Consider the following 24,444-nt stretch of genomic DNA (forward strand, 5'->3'; position numbering starts at 1 on the left):
AATACAGGATTTGTCTGGCGGCAATAGCGCGGTGGTCCCACCTGACCCCATGCCGAACTCAGCAGTGAAACGCCGTAGCGCCGATGGTAGTGTGGGGTCTCCCCATGTGAGAGTAGGGCACTGCCAGACATCAATTTATAAGTGTTGCCCATTTGGCAACACTTTTTATTTCAGCATTTGCTGATATGGCTCAGTTGGTAGAGCACACCCTTGGTAAGGGTGAGGTCCCCAGTTCGAATCTGGGTATCAGCACCATGAATAATATGTTCGGCAAATAAAACAGAATTTGCTTGGCGGCAATAGCGCGGCGGTCCCACCTGACCCCATGCCGAACTCAGTAGTGAAACGCCGTAGCGCCGATGGTAGTGTGGGGTCTCCCCATGTGAGAGTAGGGAACTGCCAAGCTTTAATACCAAGTCAAAAGGCCACTCAAATGAGTGGCCTTTTGCATTTCTAACACTTTTGTATTTCCATCAACAGATAGGTATTAGAAAACGACCTACTTATCTTTCAAATGCAGAGTCTGATAGACTACGGCTCAAATTATCTATTGAGCTTGAAGTGAATGTCTGTCTGTCAATCTACCCAACTAAAAGCGTTTAATACATTTGGCGTTTCAGCCTATGCCGATCATATTGGTACAGCAACTTCTGTTGAATCACTTCTGTTCTTATGGCAAGAAGCGATGGGAAAAAATCATCCGATTCTGCTATTGGGAGGGGGAAGTAATGTCCTTTTCACCGAAAATTTTAAAGGTACAGTGATTCTGAACCGTATTCTTGGTATCGATATAAAAGAGTCAGAGACTGCATGGTATATCCATGTTGGTGCAGGCGAAAATTGGCATAATCTGATTACTTATTTATTCGAGAAGCAGATTTATGGTTTAGAAAATTTGGCATTAATTCCAGGAAATGTAGGTTCTGCCCCTATTCAGAATATTGGAGCATATGGAGTTGAATTTAAACACGTCTGTGAGTATGTGGATGTTGTTGAATTGAAAACTGGTAACTCAATTCGTTTGATGGCAAATGAATGCGAATTTGCGTATAGAGACAGCATCTTCAAGCATAAATATAAAGATGATTATGCTATTACAGCAGTCGGCTTACGTTTGAATAAGGCATGGGAACCAATATTAACTTATGGTGGTTTAGCGCAGTTCTCACTAGAAGATGTGACTCCAGAGAAAATATTTAATGCTGTATGTGCAATGCGTCAGAGTAAATTACCGGATCCTGTGGTGATGGGTAATGCGGGAAGTTTCTTCAAGAATCCAATTGTACCGTCTGAATTGGCGCAAAAAATTAAATTTGAATATCCGGATTGTCCTCAATATCATCATAATGAATATAGTGTAAAGATTGCTGCAGGATGGCTTATCGATCAATGTCATTTGAAAGGTTATTCTATTGGTGATGCCGCTGTGCATACACAGCAAGCTCTTGTATTAATTAATACAGGAAATGCAAAGGGGCAGGACATTATTGCTTTGGCTGCACATGTGCGTAACAAAGTAGCAGAAAAATTTAATATTTTATTAGAGCCTGAAGTACGCTTCATTGGCAGTGAAGGTGAGATAGACGCAGTGGAATGTATTTCATGAAAGATATTAGTACTCCATTAAAATTAATTAAAGTATTGTCTGATGGTGAGGTTCACTCAGGACAGCAACTTGGGCAAGAATTGGGAATGAGTCGGGCGGGGATTAATAAACATATCCAGACCATTCGCGAATGGGGTGTGGAAATTTTAACACTTCCGGGGAAGGGTTATCGTTTTCCTGCTTCAATGAACCTTCTTGATAAAGATGCTATTACAAATTATCACCCAAGTGACCGGATTGAAGTTATACCTGTTATTGATTCTACAAATCAATATTTGTTAGATAAGTTATCAGAGCTCGATTCTGGCGATGCCTGTATTGCAGAATATCAATATGCTGGCCGGGGGCGTCGTGGTAGACAGTGGGTTTCTGCTTTTGGCAGAAATTTATATCTGTCTATGTATTGGCGTTTGGAACAAGGGCCTGCTGCTGCAATTGGTTTAAGCTTGGTTGTTGGAATTGTAATTGCAGAAGTTCTTAATCGTCAGGGAGCTGCTGAAAGAGTAAAAGTAAAATGGCCAAATGATTTATATTTGGACGATAAAAAACTTGCGGGAATACTAGTTGAATTGACTGGCAAAACTGGTGATGCTGCTCAGATCGTTATCGGAATAGGTATTAATATTTCGATGAGTAGTGAGCAACAGAAATCCATTAATCAACGGTGGACTAATTTACAGCAAGCAGGAATGACAATTGAGCGGAATAAATTGATTGCTGAAATCATTGCTGAGCTTAAAGAAACACTAACTCAATTTGAAAATGAAGGATTATCACCGTTTATCCCTAGATGGCTTAAATTAGATAATTTTATTAATCGCTCAGTGAAATTAATTATTGGTGAGCAGGAAATTCATGGAATAGCCCGTGGAATTGATCAACAAGGGGCACTTTTACTTGATATTAATGGTGTTATTACACCTTACATTGGCGGTGAAATATCCTTGAGGGGCTGTTGAGTGTTGAAGCCGGAAATATTTCCGGCTGTTTGCTTTATTTTCTTAATCTGACATTTTCAATTGTGTGATTGACACCTTTTGTCATAATCAAGCTAGCACGTTCCCTTGTCGGTAAAATATTTTGCTGTAAGTTCAATCCATTAATTTCCCGCCAAATACTGGATGCAACTTTTATCGCTTCTTCTGTCGTGAGCTTGGAATAATTGTGGAAATAAGAATCTGGATCGGCAAAAGCACCTTGTCTAAATTTGAGAAAACGGCTGACATACCATTGCTCAAGTAATTCTTCTGATGCATCAACATAAATAGAAAAATCAACAAAATCAGAGACAAATACATGGTGTGGCTCATGTGGATAATCCATACCACTTTGTAGTACATTCAAGCCTTCAAGGATCAGAATGTCCGGTTTCTCTATGATAATTTGTTCGTTAGGAACAATGTCATAACTTAGGTGAGAATATACTGGAGCAGTGACTTTCTCCGCGCCTGATTTGATATCTGAAACGAATTTGACTAAGTTGCGCATATCATAGGATTCAGGAAATCCTTTCTTTTTCATTAAGCCACGTTCATTCAATACATTATTAGAGTGCAAAAAGCCGTCTGTTGTTACTAGCTTAACACGGCGATGTTCAGGCCAGCGGCTTAGTAATGCTTGTAATAAGCGTGCAGTGGTACTTTTTCCCACAGCAACGCTGCCAGCAATACCAATAACGTACGGTATTTTTTGTTTAGCTGTTCCTAAAAACTGTTCAAGAACAGCTTGCCGCCGTAAATTGGAGCTTATATAAAAATTGAGTAGGCGTGATAATGGAAGATAGATTTCAATCACTTCATCTATTGAAATTTCTTCATTAATGCCTTTTAAAGCGGCGACTTCTTCTTCTGTTAATGTCAATGGCACTGAGTCACGCAATGTTGCCCAATGTTCACGATCAAATTGTAAATATGGGGTTGTTAAAAAAGATTCTTTATTATTCATAAGCCAACATTTGCCTGTCTATGCAGGTTGGACAGGTTGTTGAGAACAGCCGTATCCGACAAAAAATAAATCTCATCATATCGATTGAGTTATCACAGGCGTAGAATTTTTTATGATTTTAGTAAGTTTTTTGATGGGAAATACAAAAATGTAAAAAAAAATGTTCCAGTTCAACAACTGTTTTCAGTGGTCATTCTTCGTTTTTAAAAGAAAAAATCAAGGTGACGCGAAAAATTTGCAAGAAATGATCAGCAAATACATTTTGGTATTCCTTCTCTATAAAATCTTATTGTTTAATGTTTGATCTAAAATTATTGAAAAAAACATCAATATCATCAAAAGCGCTTGTTTTATGAGCGAAAGAACAAAAAAAACAATTTTTTTGTTGCATCGGAAGCCAACACTACCTAGAATGCGCAGCACTTGATGCCGGCATAGCTCAGTTGGTAGAGCAACTGACTTGTAATCAGTAGGTCCCGAGTTCGACTCTTGGTGCCGGCACCATTAAAAATTTGGAAAGGTGGGGTTCCCGAGCGGCCAAAGGGAGCAGACTGTAAATCTGCCGTCACAGACTTCGAAGGTTCGAATCCTTCCCCCACCACCATTAACCAGTTTTCATCTTGAGTGTTCTGCTCGAGTTATACTCCAGACAAAATACTTGAGATACAATGTACAGCTGATTAAAGTCAGGTAGCCGAGTTCACGCGGGCATCGTATAATGGCTATTACCTCAGCCTTCCAAGCTGATGATGCGGGTTCGATTCCCGCTGCCCGCTCCAAGATGTGCTGATATAGCTCAGTTGGTAGAGCACACCCTTGGTAAGGGTGAGGTCGGCAGTTCGAATCTGCCTATCAGCACCACCTTTCCTGTTCTGCCTCCTGATTTTCTTCCTGCAAATATCTAACAAGCAATTGCTTGGTTGATGTGGTGAAGCCACCGATTCCGTGTCTTAGAGGGACAACCTAATGTCTAAAGAAAAGTTTGAACGTTCAAAACCGCACGTTAACGTTGGTACTATTGGCCACGTTGACCACGGTAAAACTACCCTGACTGCTGCAATCACCACTGTTCTGGCGAAAACTTACGGCGGTAGCGCTCGTGCATTCGATCAGATCGATAACGCACCAGAAGAAAAAGCACGTGGTATCACCATCTCTACTTCTCACGTAGAATACGATACCCCTACTCGCCACTACGCGCACGTTGACTGCCCAGGCCACGCCGATTACGTGAAAAACATGATCACCGGTGCTGCTCAGATGGACGGTGCGATCCTGGTTGTTGCTGCAACTGATGGCCCAATGCCACAGACTCGTGAGCACATCCTGCTGGGTCGTCAGGTAGGCGTTCCATACATCATCGTATTCCTGAACAAATGTGACATGGTTGATGATGAAGAGCTGCTGGAACTGGTAGAAATGGAAGTACGTGAGCTGCTGTCTCAGTACGATTTCCCAGGCGACGATACGCCAATCATCCGTGGTTCTGCTCTGAAAGCGCTGGAAGGCGAAGCAGAGTGGGAAGCGAAAATCATTGAACTGGCTGAAGCACTGGATAACTACATCCCAGAACCAGAGCGTGACATTGACAAGCCATTCCTGCTGCCAATCGAAGACGTATTCTCCATCTCCGGCCGTGGTACCGTAGTTACCGGTCGTGTAGAGCGTGGTATCGTTAAAGTGGGTGACGAAGTCGAAATCGTGGGTATCAAAGAAACCACTAAAACAACTTGTACCGGCGTTGAAATGTTCCGCAAACTGCTGGACGAAGGCCGTGCGGGTGAGAACGTGGGTGTTCTGCTGCGTGGTACTAAGCGTGATGACGTTGAGCGTGGTCAGGTTCTGGCGAAACCAGGTTCTATCCACCCACACACTCAGTTCGAATCTGAAGTGTATATCCTGAGCAAAGATGAAGGTGGCCGTCATACTCCATTCTTCAAAGGTTACCGTCCACAGTTCTACTTCCGTACAACTGACGTAACCGGTACTATCGAACTGCCAGAAGGCGTAGAGATGGTAATGCCAGGTGACAACATCAACATGGTAGTTAACCTGATTGCGCCAATCGCAATGGACGAAGGTCTGCGTTTCGCAATCCGTGAAGGCGGCCGTACTGTAGGCGCTGGTGTTGTTGCTAAAGTTATTGCTTAATCTTTGATTATCAAAAGATTATAACGAAAGAGGAGCTTTGGCTCCTCTTTTCTATTTTTAGCCACCAATTATGGTGGCTTTGTTTTATCTCAAGGAAGAACAAAAACAATAATTGAAATGAGACTTATTTCTATTTACTATGCTCTGGTACCGTTTATTTTATAAACGTAACCAACGTTAAGTGTAGCTATTTTATCTGAACTAAATAGTTATCAAGAGTGTAATATAAATAGCTAGAAGAGTGCTTCCATGTATGTCTGTCTCTGTAATGCAATAAGTGATAAAACCATACGCAACGCTGTTCATCAGCGACATGTTCGTTCTATCAGAGAGCTGAGGGACTTTGTTCCTATAGGAAGTGATTGCGGAAAATGCATACGTCAGGCACGTGAAATCATGAATGAGGAGATTGCCCTCCTGCACCCAATAAATAATGTTGCTTAAAATAGATCCAATTTTCTTGCAATTACTCTGCTAAACGAGTACTACACTATAGTTACTGGAAGCGGAGGAAATTGTTATGAAAGGTGATAAAAAGATAATTGCACATCTGAACAAACTTCTTGGTAATGAGCTTGTCGCTATTAATCAGTATTTTTTACATGCCCGAATGTTTAAAAATTGGGGATTGATGCGATTAAATAACGTTGAGTACCACGAATCCATTGACGAGATGAAGCACGCAGATAAGCTTATCGAGCGTATTCTCTTCCTGGAAGGGATACCAAATCTACAAGATTTGGGCAAACTCAATATAGGTGAAGATGTAGAAGAGATGCTACGTTCTGACCTCGAATTAGAATTACGTGGCACAAAAGATCTGAGAGAAGCCATCGCATATGCTGATTCAGTTCATGATTATGTCAGCCGGGACATGATGATAGAGATACTTACGGATGAAGAAAATCATATAGACTGGCTGGAAACTCAACTTGAACTCATATCTAGAATTGGCATACAAAATTACATTCAATCTCAGCTTGCTGAAGAAGAATAGCTATAATTTGCCGCCCTATAACTATAATTTACTGTATATAGGGCGCTTATCCTTTTTTCCCCTTCCGGTGTGTATTTTTTGAATAGATTTCATCCTTAATCTTGCTTTGTGAGTAAATTCACGTATAATGCGCGAGCTTACCTACTTAGTAGGACTGATTTTATCAGTAATGAGCGGTAAATTACCGCCATTTAAAATACTCCCGATATGGGAGTTACACATTGAACGATTACACTCCCCTATCAATCGAAATGGGTGCGAGGAGTAATCATTTACGTTTATAAAATAGTTGGAGCTCTGGTCTCATGCAGAACCAAAGAATCCGTATCCGCCTGAAAGCATTTGATCATCGTTTGATCGATCAATCAACTGCGGAAATCGTAGAGACCGCTAAGCGCACTGGTGCGCAGGTTCGTGGTCCGATCCCGCTGCCGACTCGTAAAGAGCGTTTTACCGTTCTGATTTCACCGCACGTTAACAAAGATGCGCGTGATCAGTACGAAATTCGCACTCACAAACGTCTGGTTGACATCGTTGAGCCAACCGAGAAAACCGTTGATGCACTGATGCGTCTGGATCTGGCTGCCGGTGTAGACGTGCAGATCAGCCTGGGTTAATCAGGTCATTGAACGATTGAGAGGTTGAAACAATGATTGGTTTAGTCGGTAAAAAAGTGGGAATGACTCGCGTCTTCACAGAAGATGGCGTTTCAATCCCTGTAACTGTTATCGAAATCGAAGATAACCGTGTTACTCAAGTTAAAAGCAACGAGACTGACGGTTATCGTGCAATTCAGGTAACGACTGGTAGCAAAAAAGCTAACCGCGTTAATAAATCTGAAGCAGGTCACTTCGCTAAAGCTGGCGTTGAAGCTGGTCGCATCCTGCGTGAATTCCGTCTGTCAAAAGGCGAAGCAGAGTTCACTGTAGGTCAAAGCATTAGCGTTGAAATTTTCGCTGACGTTAAAAAAGTCGACGTTACTGGTACATCTAAAGGTAAAGGTTTCGCGGGTACTGTTAAACGCTGGAACTTCCGTACTCAGGATGCTACCCATGGTAACTCCTTGTCCCACCGTGTTCCAGGTTCTATCGGTCAGAACCAGACTCCCGGCAAGGTGTTCAAAGGCAAGAAAATGGCAGGCCAACTGGGTAATGAGCGTGTAACCGTTCAGAGTCTAGATGTAGTACGTGTTGACGCTGAGCGTAACCTGCTGCTGGTCAAAGGTGCTGTTCCAGGTGCAACGAACAGTAACCTGATCGTAAAACCGGCTGTCAAGGCGTAACGTCGAGGAGATAGGAATGGAATTGGTAATGAAAGACGCGCAAAGCGCGCTGACTGTTTCCGAAACTACCTTCGGGCGTGATTTCAATGAAGCGCTTGTGCATCAAGTAGTTGTTGCGTATGCAGCGGGTGCTCGTCAAGGTACTCGTGCTCAGAAAACTCGTGCTGAAGTTTCTGGTTCAGGTAAAAAACCATGGCGTCAGAAAGGTACTGGCCGTGCGCGTTCTGGTTCTATTAAGAGCCCAATTTGGCGCTCTGGTGGTGTAACTTTCGCAGCGAAGCCACAGGACCACAGTCAAAAAGTTAATAAAAAGATGTACCGCGGTGCTCTGAAAAGCATCCTGTCTGAACTGGTACGTCAAGATCGTCTGATCGTTGTCGAGAAGTTCTCTGTTGAAGCACCTAAAACTAAGTTGCTGGTACAGAAACTGAAAGAAATGGCTCTGGAAGACGTGCTGATCGTCACTGGTGAAGTTGATGAGAACCTGTTCTTAGCAGCTCGTAACCTGTATAAGGTTGACGTTCGTGATGCAGCAGGTATCGACCCAGTAAGCCTGATCGCCTTCGACAAAGTGGTTATGACTGCTGAAGCTGTGAAGCAAGTTGAGGAGATGCTGGCATGATCCGTGAAGAACGTCTGCTGAAAGTACTGCGCGCGCCGCACGTATCTGAAAAAGCTTCTACAGCGATGGAAAAAAGCAACACCATCGTTCTCAAAGTTGCGAAAGACGCGACTAAAGCAGAGATCAAAGCTGCCGTACAGAAACTGTTTGAAGTTGAAGTTGAAGGTGTAAACACTTTGCTGGTTAAAGGTAAAGTTAAACGCCACGGTCAGCGTATTGGTCGTCGTAGCGACTGGAAAAAAGCTTACGTCACCCTGAAAGAAGGCCAGAATTTGGACTTCGTTGGCGGCGCTGAGTAAGTCGGAGGAGTAAAGAACAATGGCAGTTGTTAAATGTAAACCTACGTCTCCGGGCCGTCGCCACGTTGTTAAAGTGGTTAACCCTGAGCTGCATAAGGGTAAGCCTTATGCTCCGTTGTTGGAAAAAAACAACAAAACTGGTGGTCGTAACAACAATGGTCGTATTACCACTCGTCACATCGGTGGTGGCCATAAACAGCATTATCGTCTGATTGACTTCAAACGTAACAAAGACGGTATCCCTGCTGTTGTTGAGCGTCTGGAATATGATCCAAACCGCTCAGCAAACATCGCACTGGTTTTGTATAAAGACGGTGAGCGTCGTTACATCCTTGCGCCTAAGGGCCTGAAAGCAGGTGACCAGATCCAGTCTGGTGCTGATTCAGCAATCAAGGCAGGTAACGCTCTGCCAATGCGCAACATCCCGGTTGGTTCTACTGTTCACAACATAGAAATGAAACCAGGTAAAGGTGGCCAGCTGGCTCGTTCAGCAGGTGCTTATGCTCAGATCGTTGCACGTGACGGTTCTTATGTAACCCTGCGTCTGCGTTCTGGTGAAATGCGTAAAGTGCTGTCTGACTGCCGTGCTACTTTAGGTGAAGTTGGTAACGCAGAGCATATGCTGCGCGTTCTGGGTAAAGCTGGTGCAAGCCGCTGGCGTGGTATCCGTCCTACCGTTCGCGGTACGGCGATGAACCCAGTAGACCATCCACATGGTGGTGGTGAAGGTCGTAACTTTGGTAAACACCCTGTAACTCCATGGGGCATTCAGACCAAAGGTAAGAAGACCCGTAGCAACAAACGTACTGATCAATACATCGTACGTCGCCGTTCTAAAAAATAATTAGAGGATAAGCCATGCCACGTTCTCTCAAGAAAGGTCCATTTATTGACCTGCACTTGCTGAAGAAGGTAGAGAAAGCGGTGGAAAGCGGAGACAAAAAGCCTATTAAGACTTGGTCCCGTCGTTCAACGATCTTTCCTAACATGATCGGTTTGACCATCGCTGTCCATAATGGTCGTCAGCATGTTCCAGTTTTTGTTTCCGACGAAATGGTTGGTCACAAACTGGGTGAATTCGCGCCGACCCGTACTTATCGCGGCCATGCGGCCGATAAAAAGGCTAAAAAGCGCTAAGGTAGGAGGAAGAGATGGAAACTATCGCTAAACATCGCCACGCTCGTTCTTCTGCTCAGAAGGTTCGCCTTGTGGCTGACCTGATCCGCGGTAAGAAAGTGTCGCAAGCTCTGGAAACTCTGACCTATACCAACAAGAAAGCTGCTGGTTTAGTGAAGAAAGTACTTGAGTCTGCTATTGCTAACGCAGAACACAACGATGGCGCTGACATCGATGATCTGAAAGTCACGAAAATTTTCGTAGACGAAGGCCCAACTATGAAGCGTATTATGCCTCGTGCCAAAGGCCGCGCAGATCGTATCCTGAAGCGCACCAGCCACATTACTGTGGTTGTGTCCGATCGCTGAGACTCTGGAGACTAGCAATGGGTCAGAAAGTACATCCTAATGGTATTCGTCTGGGAATTGTCAAACCTTGGAACTCTACCTGGTATGCGAATACTAAAGAATTCGCTGACAACCTAGACAGCGACTTTAAAGTTCGCCAGTACTTGAACAAAGAACTGGTTAAAGCATCTATTTCACGTATCGTTATCGAACGTCCTGCGAAAAGCATCCGTGTGACCATTCACACTGCTCGTCCAGGTATTGTAATCGGTAAAAAAGGTGAAGACGTTGAAAAACTGCGTAAGGCTGTAGCGGATATCGCTGGCGTTCCTGCGCAGATTAATATTGCCGAAGTGCGTAAACCTGAACTGGACGCAAAATTGGTTGCTGACAGCATCAGCTCACAGCTGGAACGTCGTGTTATGTTCCGTCGTGCTATGAAGCGTGCTGTACAGAACGCAATGCGTCTGGGCGCTAAAGGTATCAAAGTGGAAGTAAGCGGCCGTCTGGGCGGTGCTGAAATCGCGCGTACTGAATGGTATCGTGAAGGTCGTGTGCCTCTGCATACTCTGCGTGCGGACATTGACTACAATACTTCTGAAGCGCACACCACTTATGGTGTAATCGGCGTTAAGGTATGGATCTTCAAAGGTGAGATTCTGGGTGGTATGGCTGCAGTTGAACAGGCGGAAAAACCGGCTGCTCAACCTAAAAAGCAGCAGCGTAAAGGCCGCAAGTAAGGAGAGTCGCTGATGTTACAACCAAAGCGTACGAAATTCCGTAAAGTGCACAAAGGCCGCAACCGCGGTCTGGCTGCGGGTGCGGATGTTAGCTTCGGCACTTTCGGTCTGAAAGCTGTGGGCCGTGGTCGTCTGACTGCTCGTCAGATCGAAGCGGCACGTCGTGCTATGACCCGTGCAATTAAGCGTCAAGGTAAAATCTGGATCCGTGTGTTCCCAGACAAACCGATCACCGAAAAGCCACTCGAAGTGCGTATGGGTAAAGGTAAAGGTAACGTAGAATACTGGGTTGCCTTGATCCAGCCCGGTAAAGTCCTGTATGAAATGGACGGTGTACCTGAAGAGCTGGCTCGTGAAGCATTCAAGCTGGCAGCAGCGAAACTGCCTATCAAAACCACCTTTGTAACTAAGACGGTGATGTAATGAAAGCACAAGAGCTGCGCGAAAAAAGCGTTGAAGAGCTGAACACTGAGCTGCTGAACCTGTTACGCGAACAATTTAATCTGCGTATGCAGGCGGCGAGTGGCCAGCTGCAACAGTCTCACCTGTTGAAACAAGTGCGTCGTAATATTGCACGCGTTAAGACTTTACTGACTGAGAAGGCGGGTGCGTAATGACCGATAAAATCCGTACTCTGCAAGGTCGTGTTGTTAGCGACAAAATGGAAAAATCCATTGTTGTTGCTATTGAACGTAAGGTGAAACACCCTCTGTATGGTAAATTCATCAAACGTACGACCAAACTGCACGTACATGACGAGAACAATGAATGTGGAATTGGTGATGTAGTGGAAATCCGCGAAACCCGTCCACTGTCTAAGACTAAATCTTGGACCTTAGTTCGCGTTGTAGAGAAAGCGGTTCTATAATAGATCGCTGTATCGTACGAAATAAACGGCTCAGAAAAACAGGGCCGTTTATTTTTCTGTCCATCGCGAAGATGTGGTGTTATAATGCCGCGCCCTCGTAGTATGGGATATTGAAACGGCCTCTTTAAAAATAAAGTGGCTCAGTAGTAGTTGACATTTAGCGGAGCACTAAAATGATCCAAGAACAGACTATGCTGAACGTGGCCGACAACTCCGGTGCACGTCGCGTAATGTGTATCAAGGTTCTAGGTGGCTCGCACCGTCGCTACGCAGACGTCGGTGATATCATCAAGATCACTATCAAGGAAGCAATTCCTCGTGGTAAAGTGAAAAAAGGTGATGTCCTGAAAGCGGTAGTGGTGCGCACCAAGAAGGGTGTTCGTCGCCCGGACGGTTCTGTCATTCGCTTCGATAGCAACGCTTGCGTATTGTTGAACAACAATAGTGAGCAAGTTATCGGTACGCGTATTTTTGGGCCGGTAACTCGTGAACTTCGTAATGAAAAGTTCATGAAAATTATCTCTCTGGCACCTGAAGTACTCTAAGGAGCAGACAATGGCAGCGAAAATCCGTCGTGATGACGAAATTATCGTGCTAACCGGTAAAGACAAAGGTAAGCGCGGTAAAGTAAAACAGGTTCTTTCTTCTGGTAAAATTATTGTTGAAGGTATCAATCTGGTTAAAAAACATCAGAAGCCAGTTCCGGCTCTGAACCAACCAGGTGGCATCGTTGAAAAAGAAGCAGCTATCAATGTTTCTAACGTTGCGATCTTTAACACAGCAACCAGCAAGGCTGACCGTGTAGGTTTTAGATTCGAAGACGGCAAAAAAGTTCGTTTCTTCAAGTCTAATAACGAAACTATCAAGTAATTTGGAGTATACGATGGCGAAACTGCATGATTACTACAAAGACGAGGTAGTCCAGAAACTGATGACTCAGTTTGGTTACCATTCTGTCATGCAAGTCCCTCGGGTCGAGAAGATCACCCTGAATATGGGTGTTGGTGAAGCGATCGCTGACAAAAAACTGCTGGATAACGCAGCAGCTGATTTGACAGCAATCTCTGGTCAGAAACCATTGATCACCAAAGCTCGCAAGTCAGTTGCAGGCTTCAAAATCCGTCAGGGCTATCCAATCGGCTGTAAAGTAACCCTGCGTGGAAAACGCATGTGGGAGTTCTTTGAGCGCCTGATTTCTATTGCTGTACCACGTATCCGTGACTTCCGTGGTTTGTCCGCTAAATCATTTGATGGACGTGGTAACTACAGCATGGGTGTTCGTGAGCAAATCATCTTCCCTGAAATCGATTACGATAAAGTGGATCGTGTACGTGGTTTGGATATTACTATCACCACTACTGCGAAATCTGATGATGAAGGCCGCGCACTGTTGGCTGCGTTTAACTTCCCGTTCCGCAAGTAAGGCAGGGTACTCATGGCTAAGCAATCAATGAAAGCGCGTGATGTAAAGCGTGCGAAATTAGCTGAGAAATTCTTCGCAAAACGCGTTGAACTGAAAGCGATCATCTCTGATGTGAATGCATCTGATGAAGACCGTTGGAATGCTGTTCTCAAGCTGCAAACACTGCCACGTGATTCCAGCCCTTGCCGTCAGCGTAACCGCTGCCGTCAGACTGGGCGTCCGCATGCATTTTTGCGGAAGTTTGGGTTGAGCCGTATTAAAGTCCGTGAAGCCGCTATGCGCGGTGAAATCCCGGGCCTTAAAAAGGCTAGCTGGTAATTGTCACCAATTGAATCACGGGAGTAAAGACAGATGAGCATGCAAGATCCGATCGCGGATATGCTGACCCGTATCCGTAACGGTCAGGCCGCGAATAAAGTTGCGGTCACCATGCCTTCCTCCAAGCTGAAAGTGGCAATTGCCAACGTGCTGAAGGAAGAAGGTTACATTGAAGATTTTAAAATCGAAGGCGACACCAAGCCAGAACTGGAAATAACACTGAAATATTTCCAAGGTAAGGCTGTTGTAGAAAGTATTCAGCGTGTAAGCCGCCCAAGTCTGCGCATCTATAAGAAAAAAGATGAGCTGCCACAAGTTATGGCTGGCTTGGGTATCGCTGTTATTTCTACCTCTAAAGGTGTAATGACTGATCGTGCAGCTCGCCAGGCTGGTCTGGGTGGCGAGATTCTCTGCTACGTAGCTTAATTCGGGAGGAAAGAATGTCTCGTGTTGCAAAAGCACCCGTCGTCATTCCTGCCGGCGTAGAGGTTAAACTCAACGGTCAGGTTATTTCGATTAAGGGTAAAAACGGCGAGCTAAGTCGTACAATCCACAACGCAGTTGAAGTTCAACATGCGGATAACCAACTGACTTTCGCACCTCGCGAAGGTTTCGCTGATGCTTGGGCACAGGCGGGTACTACTCGTTCTTTGCTGAATGCAATGGTTATCGGTGTTAACGAAGGTTTCACTAAGAAACTTCAACTGGTAGGTGTTGGTTACCGTGCAGCAGTTAAAGGCAATGCAGTTAGCTTGTCTTTGGGCTTCTCGCATCCGGTCGAGCATCAACTGCCAGAAGGCATAACTGCGGAATGCCCATCACAAACTGAAATCGTACTGAAAGGTGCTGATAAGCAGGTGATTGGTCAGGTTGCGGCAGATCTGCGTGCCTATCGTCGTCCTGAGCCATATAAAGGCAAGGGTGTTCGTTACGCCGATGAAGTCGTGCGTACCAAAGAGGCTAAGAAGAAGTAAGGTAACACTATGGATAAGAAAGCAGCTCGTATCCGTCGTGCGACCCGCGCACGCCGCAAGCTCCAGGAACTGGGTGCAACTCGCCTGGTGGTACATCGTACCCCTCGCCATATTTATGCGCAGGTTATCGCACCAAATGGTTCTGAAACTCTGGTGGCCGCTTCTACAACAGAAAACGCTATCAGTGAACAACTGAAATTTACTGGAAACAAAGAAGCCGCAGCATTAGTTGGTAAAATTGTTGCTGAACGTGCTCTGGAAAAAGGCATTAAAGATGTGTCCTTTGACCGTTCTGGTTTCCAATATCATGGTAGAGTCCAGGCACTGGCAGATGCTGCCCGTGAAGCTGGCCTTCAGTTCTAAGGTAGAGGTGTAAGATGGCTCACATCGAAAAACAAGCTGGCGAACTGCAGGAAAAGCTGATCGCGGTAAACCGCGTATCTAAAACCGTTAAAGGTGGCCGCATTTTCAGCTTTACAGCACTGACTGTAGTTGGTGATGGTAACGGTCGCGTTGGTTTTGGCTACGGCAAAGCACGCGAAGTTCCGGCAGCGATCCAGAAAGCGATGGAAAAAGCACGTCGCAATATGAAAAACGTCGCACTTAACGGCGGCACTCTGTACCATCCAGTGAAAGGTTCACACACCGGTTCCCGCGTGTTCATGCAGCCTGCCCATGAAGGTACAGGTATCATCGCCGGTGGTGCGATGCGTGCTGTTCTGGAAGTGGCTGGAGTTCGTAACGTACTGGCTAAAACCTATGGTTCCACTAACCCAATCAACGTGGTTCGTGCAACTCTGGATGCATTAGACAGCATGAAGTCTCCAGAAATGGTCGCAGCTAAGCGTGGCAAATCCGTCGAAGAAATTCAGGGGTAATGACCATGGCTAAGACTATTAAAATCACTCAGGTTCGCAGTTCAATTGGTCGTTTGCCTAAACACAAGGCAACTCTGACTGGTTTAGGCCTGCGTCGCATTGGTCATACAGTTGAACGTGAAGATACACCAGCTGTTCGCGGTATGGTCAACTTGGTTTCCTATATGGTTAAAGTTGAGGAGTAACAGATGCGCTTAAATACTCTGTCTCCGGCTGAAGGTGCCAAGCACGCGCCTAAACGTGTAGGTCGCGGTATTGGTTCTGGTCTGGGTAAAACCGGCGGCCGTGGTCACAAAGGTCAGAAGTCTCGTTCTGGCGGTGGCGTTCGTCGCGGTTTTGAAGGCGGCCAGATGCCTCTGTATCGTCGTCTGCCAAAATTTGGTTTTACTTCACGTAAGGCAATGATCACTGCAGAAATTCGTCTGTCTGATTTTGCTCGTGTTGAAGGCGATGTTATCGATCTGAATGCACTGAAAGCTGCTAACATTATTGGCCCTCAAATTGAATTCGCTAAAGTAATGCTTTCTGGCGAAGTCAATCGCGCAGTAACTGTGCGTGGCTTGCGTGTTACTAAAGGCGCCCGCGCTGCGATTGAAGCTGCTGGCGGTAAAATTGAGGAATAAGTAACAGATGGCTAAACAACCAGGATTAGATTTTCAAAGTGCCAAAGGCGGATTAGGCGAGTTAAAACGCAGACTTTTGTTTGTCATTGGAGCTCTAATTGTTTTCCGTATTGGCTCTTTTATTCCAATCCCTGGTATTGATGCCACTGTGCTTGCCAAATTGCTCGAGCAGCAAAGAGGCACCATCATTGAAATGTTTAACATGTTCTCTGGTGGTGCTTTAAGCCGTGCTTCTATCTTTGCACTGGGGATAATGCCGTATATTTCTGCGTCGATTATTATCCAGTTGCTAACTGTGGTTAACCCCCGTTTAGCAGAGATTAAGAAGGAAGGGGAAGCTGGTCGTCGTAAGATCAGTCAGTACACCCGTTATGGCACATTAGTGCTGGCAATATTCCAGTCAATCGGTATTGCTACTGGGTTGCCGAATATGCCTGGAATGCAAGGCTTAGTGATTAATCCTGGTTTTGCATTCTATTTCACGGCTGTTGTAAGTCTGGTCACGGGAACCATGTTCTTGATGTGGCTGGGTGAGCAGATTACTGAACGGGGTATTGGTAACGGTATTTCGATCATAATCTTTGCTGGTATCGTTGCGGGTTTACCGCCTGCGATTGGTCACACCATCGAGCAAGCTCGGCAAGGCGACTTGCACTTCCTCCTGTTGCTGTTGGTTGCAGTATTAGTGTTTGCCGTAACTTTCTTCGTTGTTTTCATGGAGCGTGGTCAACGTCGTATCGTTGTTAACTATGCTAAACGTCAACAAGGTCGTAAAGTTTTCGCGGCACAAAGTACACATTTACCGTTGAAAGTGAATATGGCTGGGGTTATCCCTGCAATTTTTGCTTCCAGTATTATTTTGTTCCCTGGTACCATAGCCTCTTGGTTTGGTAGCGGAGCAAACTGGAATTGGCTAACAACTATTTCTATGTATTTGCAGCCAGGTCAACCGCTTTATGTGTTATTATACGCGTCTGCAATCATCTTCTTCTGTTTCTTCTACACGGCTTTAGTTTTCAATCCAAGAGAAACAGCAGATAACCTGAAGAAGTCCGGTGCATTTGTACCAGGAATTCGTCCGGGAGAGCAAACGGCTAAGTACATCGATAAAGTAATGACTCGCTTAACCCTAGTTGGTGCGTTATATATTACTTTTATCTGCTTAATCCCGGAGTTCATGCGTGATGCAATGAAAGTTCCATTCTATTTTGGTGGCACTTCCCTACTGATTGTAGTTGTCGTCATCATGGACTTTATGGCTCAAGTGCAAACTCTAATGATGTCGAGTCAGTATGAGTCTGCATTGAAGAAGGCAAACCTGAAAGGGTATAACCGCTAATAGGTTTGCTTGAGAAGTTACGGAGAGTAAAAATGAAAGTTCGTGCTTCCGTCAAGAAATTATGCCGCAACTGCAAAATCGTTAAACGTAACGGTATCGTTCGTGTGATTTGCAGTGCAGAGCCTAAGCACAAACAGCGCCAAGGCTAATTAATCGCATATTTTTCTTGCAAAGTTGGGTTGAGCTGGCTAAATTAGCCAGCCAATCTTTTTTATCTGACAGCAACATTGTTTGAGTATCCTGAAAACGGGCTTTTCAGAATGATGTTGCAGTGAATAAATATTGTAGGAGTGCATAGTGGCCCGTATAGCAGGCATTAACATTCCTGATCAGAAACATACCGTAATCGCGTTAACCTCGATTTACGGCATCGGTAAAACCCGCTCACAAGCAATCTGTGCAGCAGCGGGCATTGCTGAAAATGTTAAGATCAGTGAGCTGTCTGAAGAGCAAATTGACAAGCTGCGTGACGAAGTTGCTAAATACGTTGTAGAAGGTGATTTGCGTCGTGAAGTAACCCTGAGTATCAAACGTCTGATGGATCTTGGTTGCTATCGTGGTTTGCGTCATCGTCGTGGTCTGCCAGTTCGCGGTCAGCGTACTAAGACCAATGCACGTACCCGTAAGGGTCCGCGTAAACCGATCAAGAAATAATCGGGGTATTGAATAATGGCAAAAGCACCTATTCGTGCACGTAAGCGTGTAAGAAAACAAGTCTCTGACGGTGTGGCTCATATCCATGCTTCTTTCAACAACACCATCGTTACTATTACTGATCGTCAGGGTAACGCATTGGGTTGGGCAACTGCTGGTGGTTCCGGTTTCCGTGGTTCTCGTAAATCTACTCCGTTTGCGGCCCAGGTTGCAGCAGAGCGCTGTGCCGAAGCAGTAAAAGAATACGGAATTAAGAATCTGGAAGTTATGGTTAAAGGACCTGGTCCTGGCCGTGAGTCAACTATCCGCGCATTAAACGCGGCTGGTTTCCGCATCACTAATATTACTGATGTGACTCCGATCCCTCATAACGGTTGTCGTCCACCGAAAAAACGTCGCGTTTAATGCGTCTTCGTTTTTAGGATTGTTGGAGAAAGAAAATGGCAAGATATTTGGGTCCTAAGCTCAAGCTGAGCCGTCGCGAGGGTACAGACCTTTTCCTGAAGTCTGGCGTTCGCGCGATTGACACCAAGTGTAAATTAGAACAGGCACCAGGCCAGCACGGCGCACGTAAACCGCGTCTGTCTGACTATGGTGTACAGTTACGTGAAAAGCAAAAAGTTCGTCGTATTTACGGTGTCTTGGAGCGTCAATTCCGTAACTACTATAAAGAAGCTACCCGTCTGAAAGGCAACACAGGTGAAAACCTGCTGAATTTGCTGGAAAGTCGCTTGGATAACGTAGTTTATCGTATGGGCTTTGGCGCGACTCGTGCTGAATCACGTCAGATGGTAAGCCACAAGGCTATCATGGTAAATGGTCACGTTGTTAACATCGCTTCTTATCAGGTATCCCCGAATGACGTAGTCAGCGTTCGTGAAAAAGCGAAGAAGCAGGCTCGCATTAAAGCAGCCTTAGAGCTGGCTGAGCAGCGTGAGAAACCAACTTGGTTGGAAGTTGATGCTGCGAAGATGGAAGGTGTGTTCAAACGTATTCCTGAACGTACTGATCTATCCGCTGACATTAACGAACACCTGATCGTCGAGCTTTACTCTAAGTAAAGCTTAGCACCAAAGAGAGGACACAATGCAGGGTTCTGTGACAGAGTTTCTAAAACCGCGCCTGGTAGATATCGAGCAAGTCAGTTCGACGCACGCCAAGGTGACCCTTGAGCCATTAGAGCGTGGCTTTGGCCATACTCTTGGCAACGCACTGCGCCGTATTCTGCTTTCGTCTATGCCGGGTTGTGCGGTGACTGAGGTTGAGATTGATGGTGTACTGCATGAGTACAGCACCAAAGAAGGTGTACAGGAAGATATCCTGGAGATTCTCCTCAATCTGAAAGGGCTGGCGGTGAAAGTTCAGGGTAAAGATGAAGTTATCCTTACCTTGAATAAATCTGGCATTGGCCCTGTGACTGCAGCCGACATCATCCATGATGGTGATGTCGAAATCGTCAAGCCGCAGCACGTAATCTGCCATCTGACTGACGAAAGCGCTTCCATTAGTATGCGTATTAAAGTTCAGCGCGGTCGTGGTTATGTGCCGGCTTCTGCCCGAATTCATTCGGAAGAAGATGAGCGCCCTATCGGTCGTTTGTTAGTAGATGCTTGCTATAGCCCAGTAGAGCGTATCGCCTACAATGTTGAAGCAGCTCGTGTAGAACAGCGTACTGACTTGGATAAGCTGGTTATCGAGATGGAGACTAACGGTACAATCGATCCTGAAGAAGCGATTCGCCGTGCAGCTACCATTCTGGCTGAGCAACTGGAAGCTTTCGTTGACTTACGTGACGTACGTCAACCAGAAGTTAAAGAAGAGAAGCCAGAGTTTGATCCGATCCTGCTGCGCCCTGTTGACGATCTGGAATTGACTGTCCGCTCTGCTAACTGCCTTAAAGCAGAAGCTATCCACTACATCGGTGATCTGGTACAGCGTACCGAGGTTGAGTTACTTAAGACACCTAACCTGGGTAAAAAATCTCTTACTGAGATTAAAGACGTACTGGCTTCGCGTGGACTTTCTCTGGGCATGCGTCTGGAAAACTGGCCACCAGCAAGTATTGCTGATGAATAACTAGATCACAGGTTAAGGTTTTACTGAGAAGGATAAGGTCATGCGCCATCGTAAGAGTGGTCGTCAATTGAACCGCAACAGCAGCCATCGCCAAGCTATGTTCCGTAACATGGCAGGTTCTTTGGTTCGTCATGAAATCATCAAGACGACTCTGCCTAAAGCGAAAGAACTGCGTCGCGTCGTTGAGCCGCTGATTACTCTTGCCAAGACCGACAACGTAGCTAATCGTCGTCTGGCATTCGCCCGTACTCGTGACAACGAGATCGTGGCAAAACTGTTTAATGAACTGGGCCCGCGTTTTGCGAGCCGCGCAGGTGGTTACACTCGTATTCTGAAGTGTGGCTTCCGTGCTGGTGACAATGCACCGATGGCATACATCGAGCTTGTTGACCGCGCAGCTGAGTCTCAGACAGAAACAGCATCTGCAGAGTAATCTGTAGGAGCGTAAAAAACCGGGATAATACCCGGTTTTTTATTGCTCGTTAATTCTCTTTCAATTGTCATTATCTTGTTTCTTATCAAATAACCTGCAAATCCTCTCTGTGTAGGTGATCTCTTAGACTATTCTGATAAAATTATTCCTACTTTCTATTTGATGGGAGTATCTCTTATGTATCGCATTGGTCAATTGGCTAAATTAGCAAGTGTTACACCAGACACTATCCGTTTTTATGAAAAACAGGGGCTGATGGTTCATGGAGAAAGAACAGAAGGCGGTTATAGGCTTTATACAAAACAAGATCTACAGAGATTACGTTTTATCCGTTATGCAAAACAATTGGGTTTCACATTAGAAGCGATTGCAGAATTATTATCTATTCGGGTGGATCCTGAGCATCACACATGTCAGGAATCGAAACATATCGTTGATTCAAGACTACAGGAAGTTGAAGAAAAATTATTGGAAATGCAAAAAATGCGTGATTCTCTGAAAATGTTAAGTGATGCGTGTTGTGGTAGTGCACATGTGAGTACATATTGTTCTATATTGGAAATTTTGGAAGAGGGTGCAACGAATAAATAATTTCTCTTTATTATTCTGAGTGCTAAGAGTACAATTGCATTTTTTTTAATCAAATAATTATTTCAATTAATTAAACATTTCTTAAATTAACTTTTCTTAGAGGTCATTATGACAACTTATCACCATAAAAAAGGTGTGATCAAAGATAATGCTATAGAAGCCTTACTGCATGATCCCTTATTTAGGCAGAGAGTAGAAAAAAACAAAAAAGGTAAAGGAAGTTATAATCGTAAAGCAAAACACGGCAAAAATAGTGGTTGGGAGGCCAATGATAATAATTTTCTCAAGTTGTTATCATTGGCCTTCTAACTTATTAAATGATGATACCCGTTTAATAAATCTGAGGAAGATGTTTTTAAAGGAAGAAAGGACTCGGCTGGAAAAGCTTTTCCACTTCAGGAACGAATTTTTTATCAGTAATAAACATGATTACATGGTCACCTTGCTGAATGATACTGTAATCATTAGCAATAATGACTTCTTCATTGCGGACAATAGCACCAATTGTTGTTCCTGGTGGCAGTTTAATATCACCTATCTTACGCCCAACAACTTTTGATGTATGCTCATCACCATGAGCAATGGCTTCGATCGCTTCCGCAACACCACGCCTTAATGAAAATACACTCACAATATCGGCTTTACGAACATGACCAAGTAATGCTGAAACTGTTGCTTGTTGAGGTGAAATAGCAATATCAATGACCCCACCTTGTACTAAATCAACATATGCACTGCGTTGAATGAGAACCATCGCTTTTTTCGCTCCCATTCGCTTTGCAAGCATTGCTGACATAATGTTGGCTTCATCATCATTTGTTAATGCGATAAAAACATCAACTTGTTCAATATGCTCTTCAGCCAGCAATTCTTGATCAGAAGCATCTCCATAGAACACGATGGTATCATGTAATAATTCTGCAAGCTCTGTTGCTCTTTCTTGGTTATGCTCAATGAGTTTGACGCTATAATCTTTTTCAAGCCGTAAGGCTAAGCCTGCACCAACATTGCCTCCACCAACGATCATTATGCGTTTATATGGTTTTTCAAGACGTTGTAATTCACTCATTACAGCCCTGATATGTTGTGATGCGGCAACGAAAAAAACTTCATCCCCTGCTTCAATAATTGTTGAGCCTTGTGGCCTAATTGGACGGTCTTGGCGGAATATTGCAGCAACTTTGCTATCAATATGCGGCATATGCTCCCGAAGTGAAGATAAAGCATTTCCTACTAGCGAGCCTCCATAATAGGCTTTGACTGCAACAATACTGACTCGGCCTTCCGCGAAATTAACAACTTGTAATGCGCCAGGATATTGAATCAGTTTATAAATGTAATCAATGACCAGTTGCTCAGGAGATATCAGATAATCAATTGGAATATGATCAGGTTGGAATAATTTTTCTGATTCACGGATATATTCTGATGATCGTATTCTGGCGACTTTATTGGGGGTATTGAATAGAGAGTAAGCAATCTGGCATGCAATCATATTGGTTTCATCGGAATTTGTCACAGCTACCAACATATCAGCATCTTCAGCTCCTGCTTCTCTTAATACTCTAGGGTGAGAACCATGACCATTTACAACCCTCAGATCAAATTTATCCTGCAACTGACGTAAACGATCTGTATCGGTATCAACGACAGTAATATCATTGTTTTCATCAACCAAATTTTCGGCTAATGTTCCGCCAACTTGGCCTGCGCCTAGAATAATTATTTTCATAGCACTCTCTTCTCAATTAGAAGCTGTTTTCCTATTCTTGATATTTTAGCAAAATGGCAAAACTCTCCCGCTCCAATTGAGCGAGAGAGAAGTATTACTGCTTAGTTAGCCTAGCATAAAAGAAACCATCACCACCTGTTATCTCTGGAATGATTTGTGTTCCTGGTTTTTCCTGTGTGCCTGTTTCTGATGATAACGCAGCGTCTGAATGGCGTTCCAAAAATGCTTTAATTTGCTCACTATTTTCCTGAGGTAAAATTGAACAGGTAGCATAAACCAGAGTGCCTTTTTTCTTTAAAAATGGCCAGATAGCATCAAGAATTTCAGATTGTAATGTGGCTAATTGCTCTATATCTTCATTTCTGCGTAGCCATTTTATGTCAGGATGCCGACGAATGACTCCAGTTGCCGAGCACGGTGCATCAAGGAGAATACGATCAAATTGTTCACCTGTAGCCCACTCATGTGGAAGACGACCATCACCTGTTTTTACGACGGCATGTAAATTAAGTCTCTGTAAATTTTCATTCACTCGCTTAATTCTCTGCTCATCAATATCGATAGCTAGTACTTTCGATTTTGGTGCTATCTCGAGAATATGGGTGGTTTTTCCTCCGGGAGCTGCACAAAGGTCGAGTATAGATTCTTCGTTACATGGAGTTAAAAGCTCAGCACACCCTTGGGCAGAACGATCTTGAATCGTTACCCATCCTTTATCAAATCCGGGTAAGGTATTTACAGGACGAGGGCTTAGTAAGCGAATAGCGTTAGGATGGTCCTTATCTAATTTTGCCTCTATATTTTCCTCTTCTAATAGAGCGAGATATTCATTAGCCGTATGATGGAGTTGGTTCACCCGTAGCCACATTGGGGGTTTTTGGTTGTTGGCATCCACTATATTTTGCCAATTGTGTGGATAAGCTTTCTGTATACGTTCTAACAGCCATTTAGGATGTAAATATTGGCTGATATGGTTATTTACTCGTTCGATTAGTTCTTGTTGTTGACGCTGAAATTGGCGAAGGACACCATTGATTAACCCTTTTAGTTGGGGTCGTTTTAAGTTAATCGCACCATTGACGGTTTCGGCAAGCGCAGCATGTGCAGGAATGCGTGTATAAATAAGCTGATAAATTCCAACCATGATTAAGTAGTGGAAAATACGTTGTTTTCCTTTTAATGGTTTTGCCATTAATTGGCTAATAAACCATTCAAGTTGAGGTAATGTCCTCATAACTCCAAAGCAGAGTTCTTGTAGCAGAGCCCTGTCTTTGTCAGAAATTCTTTGTTGTATTTCAGGTATAACGGTGCTGAGAGATTGCCCTTGTTCAAGTACTTGGGTGATCGCTTTTGCAGCGATGCTTCGCAGGTTGTATGTATTTTTCATGGTATGGTTAAAAAGCTGGCTGTCGTCAGCATCCTAAAATAGGA

Annotated in this window: 38 protein-coding genes, 5 tRNA genes and 2 rRNA genes; 42 read left to right on the forward strand and 3 right to left on the reverse strand. The window is 44.4% G+C overall.

Going from position 1 to position 24,444, the window contains the following annotated elements; all coding sequences use genetic code 11:
- Window positions 1-13 precede the first annotated feature (13 nt).
- The 5 genes from rrf (AAC854_RS12005) (at window position 14) to birA (ending at window position 2,565) form a co-directional block, all read left to right on the forward strand.
- A 5S ribosomal RNA gene (rrf, locus tag AAC854_RS12005) occupies window positions 14-129 on the forward strand.
- 50 nt (window positions 130-179) lie between these two features.
- Window positions 180-255 (forward strand) — tRNA-Thr (locus AAC854_RS12010).
- A gap of 34 nt (window positions 256-289) precedes the next feature.
- A 5S ribosomal RNA gene (gene rrf, locus AAC854_RS12015) occupies window positions 290-405 on the forward strand.
- 160 nt (window positions 406-565) lie between these two features.
- Window positions 566-1,606: a UDP-N-acetylmuramate dehydrogenase gene (gene murB / locus AAC854_RS12020; RefSeq protein WP_340617319.1), complete on the forward strand. Its 1,041-nt coding sequence runs from the start codon at window positions 566-568 to the stop codon at window positions 1,604-1,606.
- On the forward strand, window positions 1,603-2,565 hold the full coding sequence (birA, locus tag AAC854_RS12025; protein WP_340617320.1) for a bifunctional biotin--[acetyl-CoA-carboxylase] ligase/biotin operon repressor BirA: 963 nt from the start codon (window positions 1,603-1,605) through the stop codon (window positions 2,563-2,565). The genes murB and birA overlap by 4 nt, the downstream gene beginning before the upstream one ends.
- Window positions 2,566-2,599: 34 nt before the next feature.
- Here birA and coaA read toward each other — a convergent pair whose 3' ends face one another.
- The gene (coaA, locus tag AAC854_RS12030) at window positions 2,600-3,550 is read right to left on the reverse strand and encodes a type I pantothenate kinase (RefSeq protein ID WP_340617321.1); all 951 of its coding nucleotides are present in this window, start codon (window positions 3,548-3,550) and stop codon (window positions 2,600-2,602) included.
- A 428-nt stretch (window positions 3,551-3,978) separates the two neighbouring features.
- On the opposite strand from coaA, the gene AAC854_RS12035 reads away from it, so the two are divergent.
- From AAC854_RS12035 to AAC854_RS12215, 37 genes are all read left to right on the forward strand, one after another.
- Window positions 3,979-4,054: transfer RNA gene (locus tag AAC854_RS12035), tRNA-Thr, on the forward strand.
- 15 nt (window positions 4,055-4,069) lie between these two features.
- A tRNA-Tyr gene (locus tag AAC854_RS12040) sits at window positions 4,070-4,154 on the forward strand.
- Window positions 4,155-4,254: 100 nt separating this feature from the next.
- Window positions 4,255-4,329 (forward strand) — tRNA-Gly (locus AAC854_RS12045).
- A gap of 6 nt (window positions 4,330-4,335) precedes the next feature.
- A tRNA-Thr gene (locus AAC854_RS12050) sits at window positions 4,336-4,411 on the forward strand.
- A 105-nt stretch (window positions 4,412-4,516) separates the two neighbouring features.
- Window positions 4,517-5,701, forward strand: a complete 1,185-nt coding sequence (tuf, locus tag AAC854_RS12055; protein WP_340615807.1) for an elongation factor Tu — start codon at window positions 4,517-4,519, stop codon at window positions 5,699-5,701.
- A 249-nt stretch (window positions 5,702-5,950) separates the two neighbouring features.
- The gene (gene bfd, locus AAC854_RS12060) at window positions 5,951-6,145 is read left to right on the forward strand and encodes a bacterioferritin-associated ferredoxin (RefSeq protein WP_340617322.1); all 195 of its coding nucleotides are present in this window, start codon (window positions 5,951-5,953) and stop codon (window positions 6,143-6,145) included.
- A 76-nt stretch (window positions 6,146-6,221) separates the two neighbouring features.
- Window positions 6,222-6,698: a bacterioferritin gene (bfr, locus tag AAC854_RS12065; protein WP_340617323.1), complete on the forward strand. Its 477-nt coding sequence runs from the start codon at window positions 6,222-6,224 to the stop codon at window positions 6,696-6,698.
- A 305-nt stretch (window positions 6,699-7,003) separates the two neighbouring features.
- Window positions 7,004-7,315, forward strand: a complete 312-nt coding sequence (rpsJ, locus tag AAC854_RS12070; protein ID WP_001181005.1) for a 30S ribosomal protein S10 — start codon at window positions 7,004-7,006, stop codon at window positions 7,313-7,315.
- Window positions 7,316-7,347: 32 nt separating this feature from the next.
- A complete protein-coding gene (gene rplC, locus AAC854_RS12075; RefSeq protein WP_340617324.1) occupies window positions 7,348-7,980 on the forward strand; it encodes a 50S ribosomal protein L3 in 633 nt (210 codons plus the stop codon).
- A gap of 16 nt (window positions 7,981-7,996) precedes the next feature.
- Window positions 7,997-8,602, forward strand: a complete 606-nt coding sequence (rplD, locus tag AAC854_RS12080; RefSeq protein WP_045968043.1) for a 50S ribosomal protein L4 — start codon at window positions 7,997-7,999, stop codon at window positions 8,600-8,602.
- On the forward strand, window positions 8,599-8,901 hold the full coding sequence (gene rplW, locus AAC854_RS12085) for a 50S ribosomal protein L23 (protein WP_038269605.1): 303 nt from the start codon (window positions 8,599-8,601) through the stop codon (window positions 8,899-8,901). The genes rplD and rplW overlap by 4 nt, the downstream gene beginning before the upstream one ends.
- Window positions 8,902-8,920: 19 nt before the next feature.
- Window positions 8,921-9,745, forward strand: coding sequence for a 50S ribosomal protein L2 (rplB, locus tag AAC854_RS12090; RefSeq protein ID WP_010847479.1), 825 nt, complete (start codon window positions 8,921-8,923; stop codon window positions 9,743-9,745).
- A 14-nt stretch (window positions 9,746-9,759) separates the two neighbouring features.
- Complete coding sequence (rpsS, locus tag AAC854_RS12095) at window positions 9,760-10,038, forward strand: 30S ribosomal protein S19 (protein ID WP_011148791.1); 279 nt, start codon at window positions 9,760-9,762, stop codon at window positions 10,036-10,038.
- Between the two features lie 14 nt (window positions 10,039-10,052).
- Window positions 10,053-10,385 carry a 50S ribosomal protein L22 gene (gene rplV, locus AAC854_RS12100; protein ID WP_010847481.1) on the forward strand — a complete coding sequence of 111 codons (333 nt, stop codon included), beginning with the start codon at window positions 10,053-10,055 and terminating at the stop codon, window positions 10,383-10,385.
- A 17-nt stretch (window positions 10,386-10,402) separates the two neighbouring features.
- Window positions 10,403-11,104 (forward strand): 30S ribosomal protein S3, encoded by a 702-nt coding sequence (gene rpsC, locus AAC854_RS12105; RefSeq protein ID WP_010847482.1) that lies wholly within the window; start codon window positions 10,403-10,405, stop codon window positions 11,102-11,104.
- A 12-nt stretch (window positions 11,105-11,116) separates the two neighbouring features.
- Window positions 11,117-11,527: a 50S ribosomal protein L16 gene (gene rplP / locus AAC854_RS12110; protein ID WP_012990491.1), complete on the forward strand. Its 411-nt coding sequence runs from the start codon at window positions 11,117-11,119 to the stop codon at window positions 11,525-11,527.
- Window positions 11,527-11,718 (forward strand): 50S ribosomal protein L29, encoded by a 192-nt coding sequence (gene rpmC, locus AAC854_RS12115; RefSeq protein WP_010847484.1) that lies wholly within the window; start codon window positions 11,527-11,529, stop codon window positions 11,716-11,718. Before rplP ends, rpmC begins: the two co-directional genes overlap by 1 nt.
- Window positions 11,718-11,972 carry a 30S ribosomal protein S17 gene (gene rpsQ / locus AAC854_RS12120; protein WP_010847485.1) on the forward strand — a complete coding sequence of 85 codons (255 nt, stop codon included), beginning with the start codon at window positions 11,718-11,720 and terminating at the stop codon, window positions 11,970-11,972. Before rpmC ends, rpsQ begins: the two co-directional genes overlap by 1 nt.
- 173 nt (window positions 11,973-12,145) lie before the next feature.
- Window positions 12,146-12,517 (forward strand): 50S ribosomal protein L14, encoded by a 372-nt coding sequence (gene rplN, locus AAC854_RS12125; RefSeq protein WP_004246955.1) that lies wholly within the window; start codon window positions 12,146-12,148, stop codon window positions 12,515-12,517.
- Between the two features lie 10 nt (window positions 12,518-12,527).
- Complete coding sequence (rplX, locus tag AAC854_RS12130; protein ID WP_340617325.1) at window positions 12,528-12,842, forward strand: 50S ribosomal protein L24; 315 nt, start codon at window positions 12,528-12,530, stop codon at window positions 12,840-12,842.
- A 13-nt stretch (window positions 12,843-12,855) separates the two neighbouring features.
- The gene (gene rplE / locus AAC854_RS12135) at window positions 12,856-13,395 is read left to right on the forward strand and encodes a 50S ribosomal protein L5 (protein WP_010847488.1); all 540 of its coding nucleotides are present in this window, start codon (window positions 12,856-12,858) and stop codon (window positions 13,393-13,395) included.
- A gap of 12 nt (window positions 13,396-13,407) precedes the next feature.
- Window positions 13,408-13,713, forward strand: coding sequence for a 30S ribosomal protein S14 (gene rpsN / locus AAC854_RS12140; protein ID WP_010847489.1), 306 nt, complete (start codon window positions 13,408-13,410; stop codon window positions 13,711-13,713).
- Window positions 13,714-13,746: 33 nt separating this feature from the next.
- Window positions 13,747-14,139, forward strand: a complete 393-nt coding sequence (gene rpsH / locus AAC854_RS12145; RefSeq protein ID WP_340617326.1) for a 30S ribosomal protein S8 — start codon at window positions 13,747-13,749, stop codon at window positions 14,137-14,139.
- 14 nt (window positions 14,140-14,153) lie between these two features.
- The gene (rplF, locus tag AAC854_RS12150) at window positions 14,154-14,687 is read left to right on the forward strand and encodes a 50S ribosomal protein L6 (protein WP_340617327.1); all 534 of its coding nucleotides are present in this window, start codon (window positions 14,154-14,156) and stop codon (window positions 14,685-14,687) included.
- Window positions 14,688-14,696: 9 nt separating this feature from the next.
- A complete protein-coding gene (gene rplR, locus AAC854_RS12155) occupies window positions 14,697-15,050 on the forward strand; it encodes a 50S ribosomal protein L18 (RefSeq protein WP_340617328.1) in 354 nt (117 codons plus the stop codon).
- Between the two features lie 14 nt (window positions 15,051-15,064).
- Window positions 15,065-15,565: a 30S ribosomal protein S5 gene (gene rpsE / locus AAC854_RS12160; protein WP_047961671.1), complete on the forward strand. Its 501-nt coding sequence runs from the start codon at window positions 15,065-15,067 to the stop codon at window positions 15,563-15,565.
- A 5-nt stretch (window positions 15,566-15,570) separates the two neighbouring features.
- Window positions 15,571-15,750, forward strand: a complete 180-nt coding sequence (gene rpmD / locus AAC854_RS12165) for a 50S ribosomal protein L30 (protein ID WP_008913894.1) — start codon at window positions 15,571-15,573, stop codon at window positions 15,748-15,750.
- 3 nt (window positions 15,751-15,753) lie between these two features.
- A complete protein-coding gene (gene rplO / locus AAC854_RS12170; protein ID WP_069317325.1) occupies window positions 15,754-16,188 on the forward strand; it encodes a 50S ribosomal protein L15 in 435 nt (144 codons plus the stop codon).
- A 7-nt stretch (window positions 16,189-16,195) separates the two neighbouring features.
- Window positions 16,196-17,527, forward strand: coding sequence for a preprotein translocase subunit SecY (gene secY, locus AAC854_RS12175; protein ID WP_047961669.1), 1,332 nt, complete (start codon window positions 16,196-16,198; stop codon window positions 17,525-17,527).
- A gap of 32 nt (window positions 17,528-17,559) precedes the next feature.
- Window positions 17,560-17,676 (forward strand): 50S ribosomal protein L36, encoded by a 117-nt coding sequence (gene rpmJ, locus AAC854_RS12180; RefSeq protein ID WP_012768118.1) that lies wholly within the window; start codon window positions 17,560-17,562, stop codon window positions 17,674-17,676.
- A 148-nt stretch (window positions 17,677-17,824) separates the two neighbouring features.
- A complete protein-coding gene (gene rpsM, locus AAC854_RS12185) occupies window positions 17,825-18,181 on the forward strand; it encodes a 30S ribosomal protein S13 (RefSeq protein ID WP_038240472.1) in 357 nt (118 codons plus the stop codon).
- Between the two features lie 15 nt (window positions 18,182-18,196).
- A complete protein-coding gene (gene rpsK, locus AAC854_RS12190; protein WP_002919257.1) occupies window positions 18,197-18,586 on the forward strand; it encodes a 30S ribosomal protein S11 in 390 nt (129 codons plus the stop codon).
- Between the two features lie 35 nt (window positions 18,587-18,621).
- Window positions 18,622-19,242, forward strand: coding sequence for a 30S ribosomal protein S4 (gene rpsD / locus AAC854_RS12195; protein WP_038240467.1), 621 nt, complete (start codon window positions 18,622-18,624; stop codon window positions 19,240-19,242).
- Between the two features lie 25 nt (window positions 19,243-19,267).
- Window positions 19,268-20,257, forward strand: coding sequence for a DNA-directed RNA polymerase subunit alpha (locus tag AAC854_RS12200; RefSeq protein WP_038269634.1), 990 nt, complete (start codon window positions 19,268-19,270; stop codon window positions 20,255-20,257).
- Window positions 20,258-20,297: 40 nt separating this feature from the next.
- Window positions 20,298-20,690, forward strand: coding sequence for a 50S ribosomal protein L17 (rplQ, locus tag AAC854_RS12205; protein ID WP_047961667.1), 393 nt, complete (start codon window positions 20,298-20,300; stop codon window positions 20,688-20,690).
- 177 nt (window positions 20,691-20,867) lie between these two features.
- Window positions 20,868-21,281 (forward strand): Zn(2+)-responsive transcriptional regulator, encoded by a 414-nt coding sequence (zntR, locus tag AAC854_RS12210; protein ID WP_340617329.1) that lies wholly within the window; start codon window positions 20,868-20,870, stop codon window positions 21,279-21,281.
- Window positions 21,282-21,389: 108 nt separating this feature from the next.
- Window positions 21,390-21,590, forward strand: coding sequence for an alternative ribosome-rescue factor A (locus AAC854_RS12215; protein ID WP_340617330.1), 201 nt, complete (start codon window positions 21,390-21,392; stop codon window positions 21,588-21,590).
- 46 nt (window positions 21,591-21,636) lie between these two features.
- On the opposite strand, the gene trkA is transcribed toward AAC854_RS12215, so the two are convergent.
- Window positions 21,637-23,013 carry a Trk system potassium transporter TrkA gene (gene trkA / locus AAC854_RS12220; RefSeq protein ID WP_047961664.1) on the reverse strand — a complete coding sequence of 459 codons (1,377 nt, stop codon included), beginning with the start codon at window positions 23,011-23,013 and terminating at the stop codon, window positions 21,637-21,639.
- Between the two features lie 94 nt (window positions 23,014-23,107).
- The gene (rsmB, locus tag AAC854_RS12225) at window positions 23,108-24,400 is read right to left on the reverse strand and encodes a 16S rRNA (cytosine(967)-C(5))-methyltransferase RsmB (RefSeq protein WP_340617331.1); all 1,293 of its coding nucleotides are present in this window, start codon (window positions 24,398-24,400) and stop codon (window positions 23,108-23,110) included.
- Between the last annotated feature and the right edge of the window lie 44 nt (window positions 24,401-24,444).

Origin of the sequence: Xenorhabdus entomophaga (assembly GCF_037996725.1) — a bacterium.
GTDB lineage: Bacteria > Pseudomonadota > Gammaproteobacteria > Enterobacterales > Enterobacteriaceae > Xenorhabdus > Xenorhabdus khoisanae.

Bases quoted from the DNA above. Each gene is read 5' to 3' on its own strand.
- murB (WP_340617319.1), top strand. From the start codon at position 566: ATGTCTGTCTGTCAATCTACCCAACTAAAAGCGTTTAATACATTTGGC.
- birA (WP_340617320.1), top strand. From the start codon at position 1,603: ATGAAAGATATTAGTACTCCATTAAAATTAATTAAAGTATTGTCTGAT.
- coaA (WP_340617321.1), bottom strand. From the start codon at position 3,550: ATGAATAATAAAGAATCTTTTTTAACAACCCCATATTTACAATTTGAT.
- tuf (WP_340615807.1), top strand. From the start codon at position 4,517: ATGTCTAAAGAAAAGTTTGAACGTTCAAAACCGCACGTTAACGTTGGT.
- bfd (WP_340617322.1), top strand. From the start codon at position 5,951: ATGTATGTCTGTCTCTGTAATGCAATAAGTGATAAAACCATACGCAAC.
- bfr (WP_340617323.1), top strand. From the start codon at position 6,222: ATGAAAGGTGATAAAAAGATAATTGCACATCTGAACAAACTTCTTGGT.
- rpsJ (WP_001181005.1), top strand. From the start codon at position 7,004: ATGCAGAACCAAAGAATCCGTATCCGCCTGAAAGCATTTGATCATCGT.
- rplC (WP_340617324.1), top strand. From the start codon at position 7,348: ATGATTGGTTTAGTCGGTAAAAAAGTGGGAATGACTCGCGTCTTCACA.
- rplD (WP_045968043.1), top strand. From the start codon at position 7,997: ATGGAATTGGTAATGAAAGACGCGCAAAGCGCGCTGACTGTTTCCGAA.
- rplW (WP_038269605.1), top strand. From the start codon at position 8,599: ATGATCCGTGAAGAACGTCTGCTGAAAGTACTGCGCGCGCCGCACGTA.
- rplB (WP_010847479.1), top strand. From the start codon at position 8,921: ATGGCAGTTGTTAAATGTAAACCTACGTCTCCGGGCCGTCGCCACGTT.
- rpsS (WP_011148791.1), top strand. From the start codon at position 9,760: ATGCCACGTTCTCTCAAGAAAGGTCCATTTATTGACCTGCACTTGCTG.
- rplV (WP_010847481.1), top strand. From the start codon at position 10,053: ATGGAAACTATCGCTAAACATCGCCACGCTCGTTCTTCTGCTCAGAAG.
- rpsC (WP_010847482.1), top strand. From the start codon at position 10,403: ATGGGTCAGAAAGTACATCCTAATGGTATTCGTCTGGGAATTGTCAAA.
- rplP (WP_012990491.1), top strand. From the start codon at position 11,117: ATGTTACAACCAAAGCGTACGAAATTCCGTAAAGTGCACAAAGGCCGC.
- rpmC (WP_010847484.1), top strand. From the start codon at position 11,527: ATGAAAGCACAAGAGCTGCGCGAAAAAAGCGTTGAAGAGCTGAACACT.
- rpsQ (WP_010847485.1), top strand. From the start codon at position 11,718: ATGACCGATAAAATCCGTACTCTGCAAGGTCGTGTTGTTAGCGACAAA.
- rplN (WP_004246955.1), top strand. From the start codon at position 12,146: ATGATCCAAGAACAGACTATGCTGAACGTGGCCGACAACTCCGGTGCA.
- rplX (WP_340617325.1), top strand. From the start codon at position 12,528: ATGGCAGCGAAAATCCGTCGTGATGACGAAATTATCGTGCTAACCGGT.
- rplE (WP_010847488.1), top strand. From the start codon at position 12,856: ATGGCGAAACTGCATGATTACTACAAAGACGAGGTAGTCCAGAAACTG.
- rpsN (WP_010847489.1), top strand. From the start codon at position 13,408: ATGGCTAAGCAATCAATGAAAGCGCGTGATGTAAAGCGTGCGAAATTA.
- rpsH (WP_340617326.1), top strand. From the start codon at position 13,747: ATGAGCATGCAAGATCCGATCGCGGATATGCTGACCCGTATCCGTAAC.
- rplF (WP_340617327.1), top strand. From the start codon at position 14,154: ATGTCTCGTGTTGCAAAAGCACCCGTCGTCATTCCTGCCGGCGTAGAG.
- rplR (WP_340617328.1), top strand. From the start codon at position 14,697: ATGGATAAGAAAGCAGCTCGTATCCGTCGTGCGACCCGCGCACGCCGC.
- rpsE (WP_047961671.1), top strand. From the start codon at position 15,065: ATGGCTCACATCGAAAAACAAGCTGGCGAACTGCAGGAAAAGCTGATC.
- rpmD (WP_008913894.1), top strand. From the start codon at position 15,571: ATGGCTAAGACTATTAAAATCACTCAGGTTCGCAGTTCAATTGGTCGT.
- rplO (WP_069317325.1), top strand. From the start codon at position 15,754: ATGCGCTTAAATACTCTGTCTCCGGCTGAAGGTGCCAAGCACGCGCCT.
- secY (WP_047961669.1), top strand. From the start codon at position 16,196: ATGGCTAAACAACCAGGATTAGATTTTCAAAGTGCCAAAGGCGGATTA.
- rpmJ (WP_012768118.1), top strand. From the start codon at position 17,560: ATGAAAGTTCGTGCTTCCGTCAAGAAATTATGCCGCAACTGCAAAATC.
- rpsK (WP_002919257.1), top strand. From the start codon at position 18,197: ATGGCAAAAGCACCTATTCGTGCACGTAAGCGTGTAAGAAAACAAGTC.
- rpsD (WP_038240467.1), top strand. From the start codon at position 18,622: ATGGCAAGATATTTGGGTCCTAAGCTCAAGCTGAGCCGTCGCGAGGGT.
- AAC854_RS12200 (WP_038269634.1), top strand. From the start codon at position 19,268: ATGCAGGGTTCTGTGACAGAGTTTCTAAAACCGCGCCTGGTAGATATC.
- rplQ (WP_047961667.1), top strand. From the start codon at position 20,298: ATGCGCCATCGTAAGAGTGGTCGTCAATTGAACCGCAACAGCAGCCAT.
- zntR (WP_340617329.1), top strand. From the start codon at position 20,868: ATGTATCGCATTGGTCAATTGGCTAAATTAGCAAGTGTTACACCAGAC.
- AAC854_RS12215 (WP_340617330.1), top strand. From the start codon at position 21,390: ATGACAACTTATCACCATAAAAAAGGTGTGATCAAAGATAATGCTATA.
- trkA (WP_047961664.1), bottom strand. From the start codon at position 23,013: ATGAAAATAATTATTCTAGGCGCAGGCCAAGTTGGCGGAACATTAGCC.
- rsmB (WP_340617331.1), bottom strand. From the start codon at position 24,400: ATGAAAAATACATACAACCTGCGAAGCATCGCTGCAAAAGCGATCACC.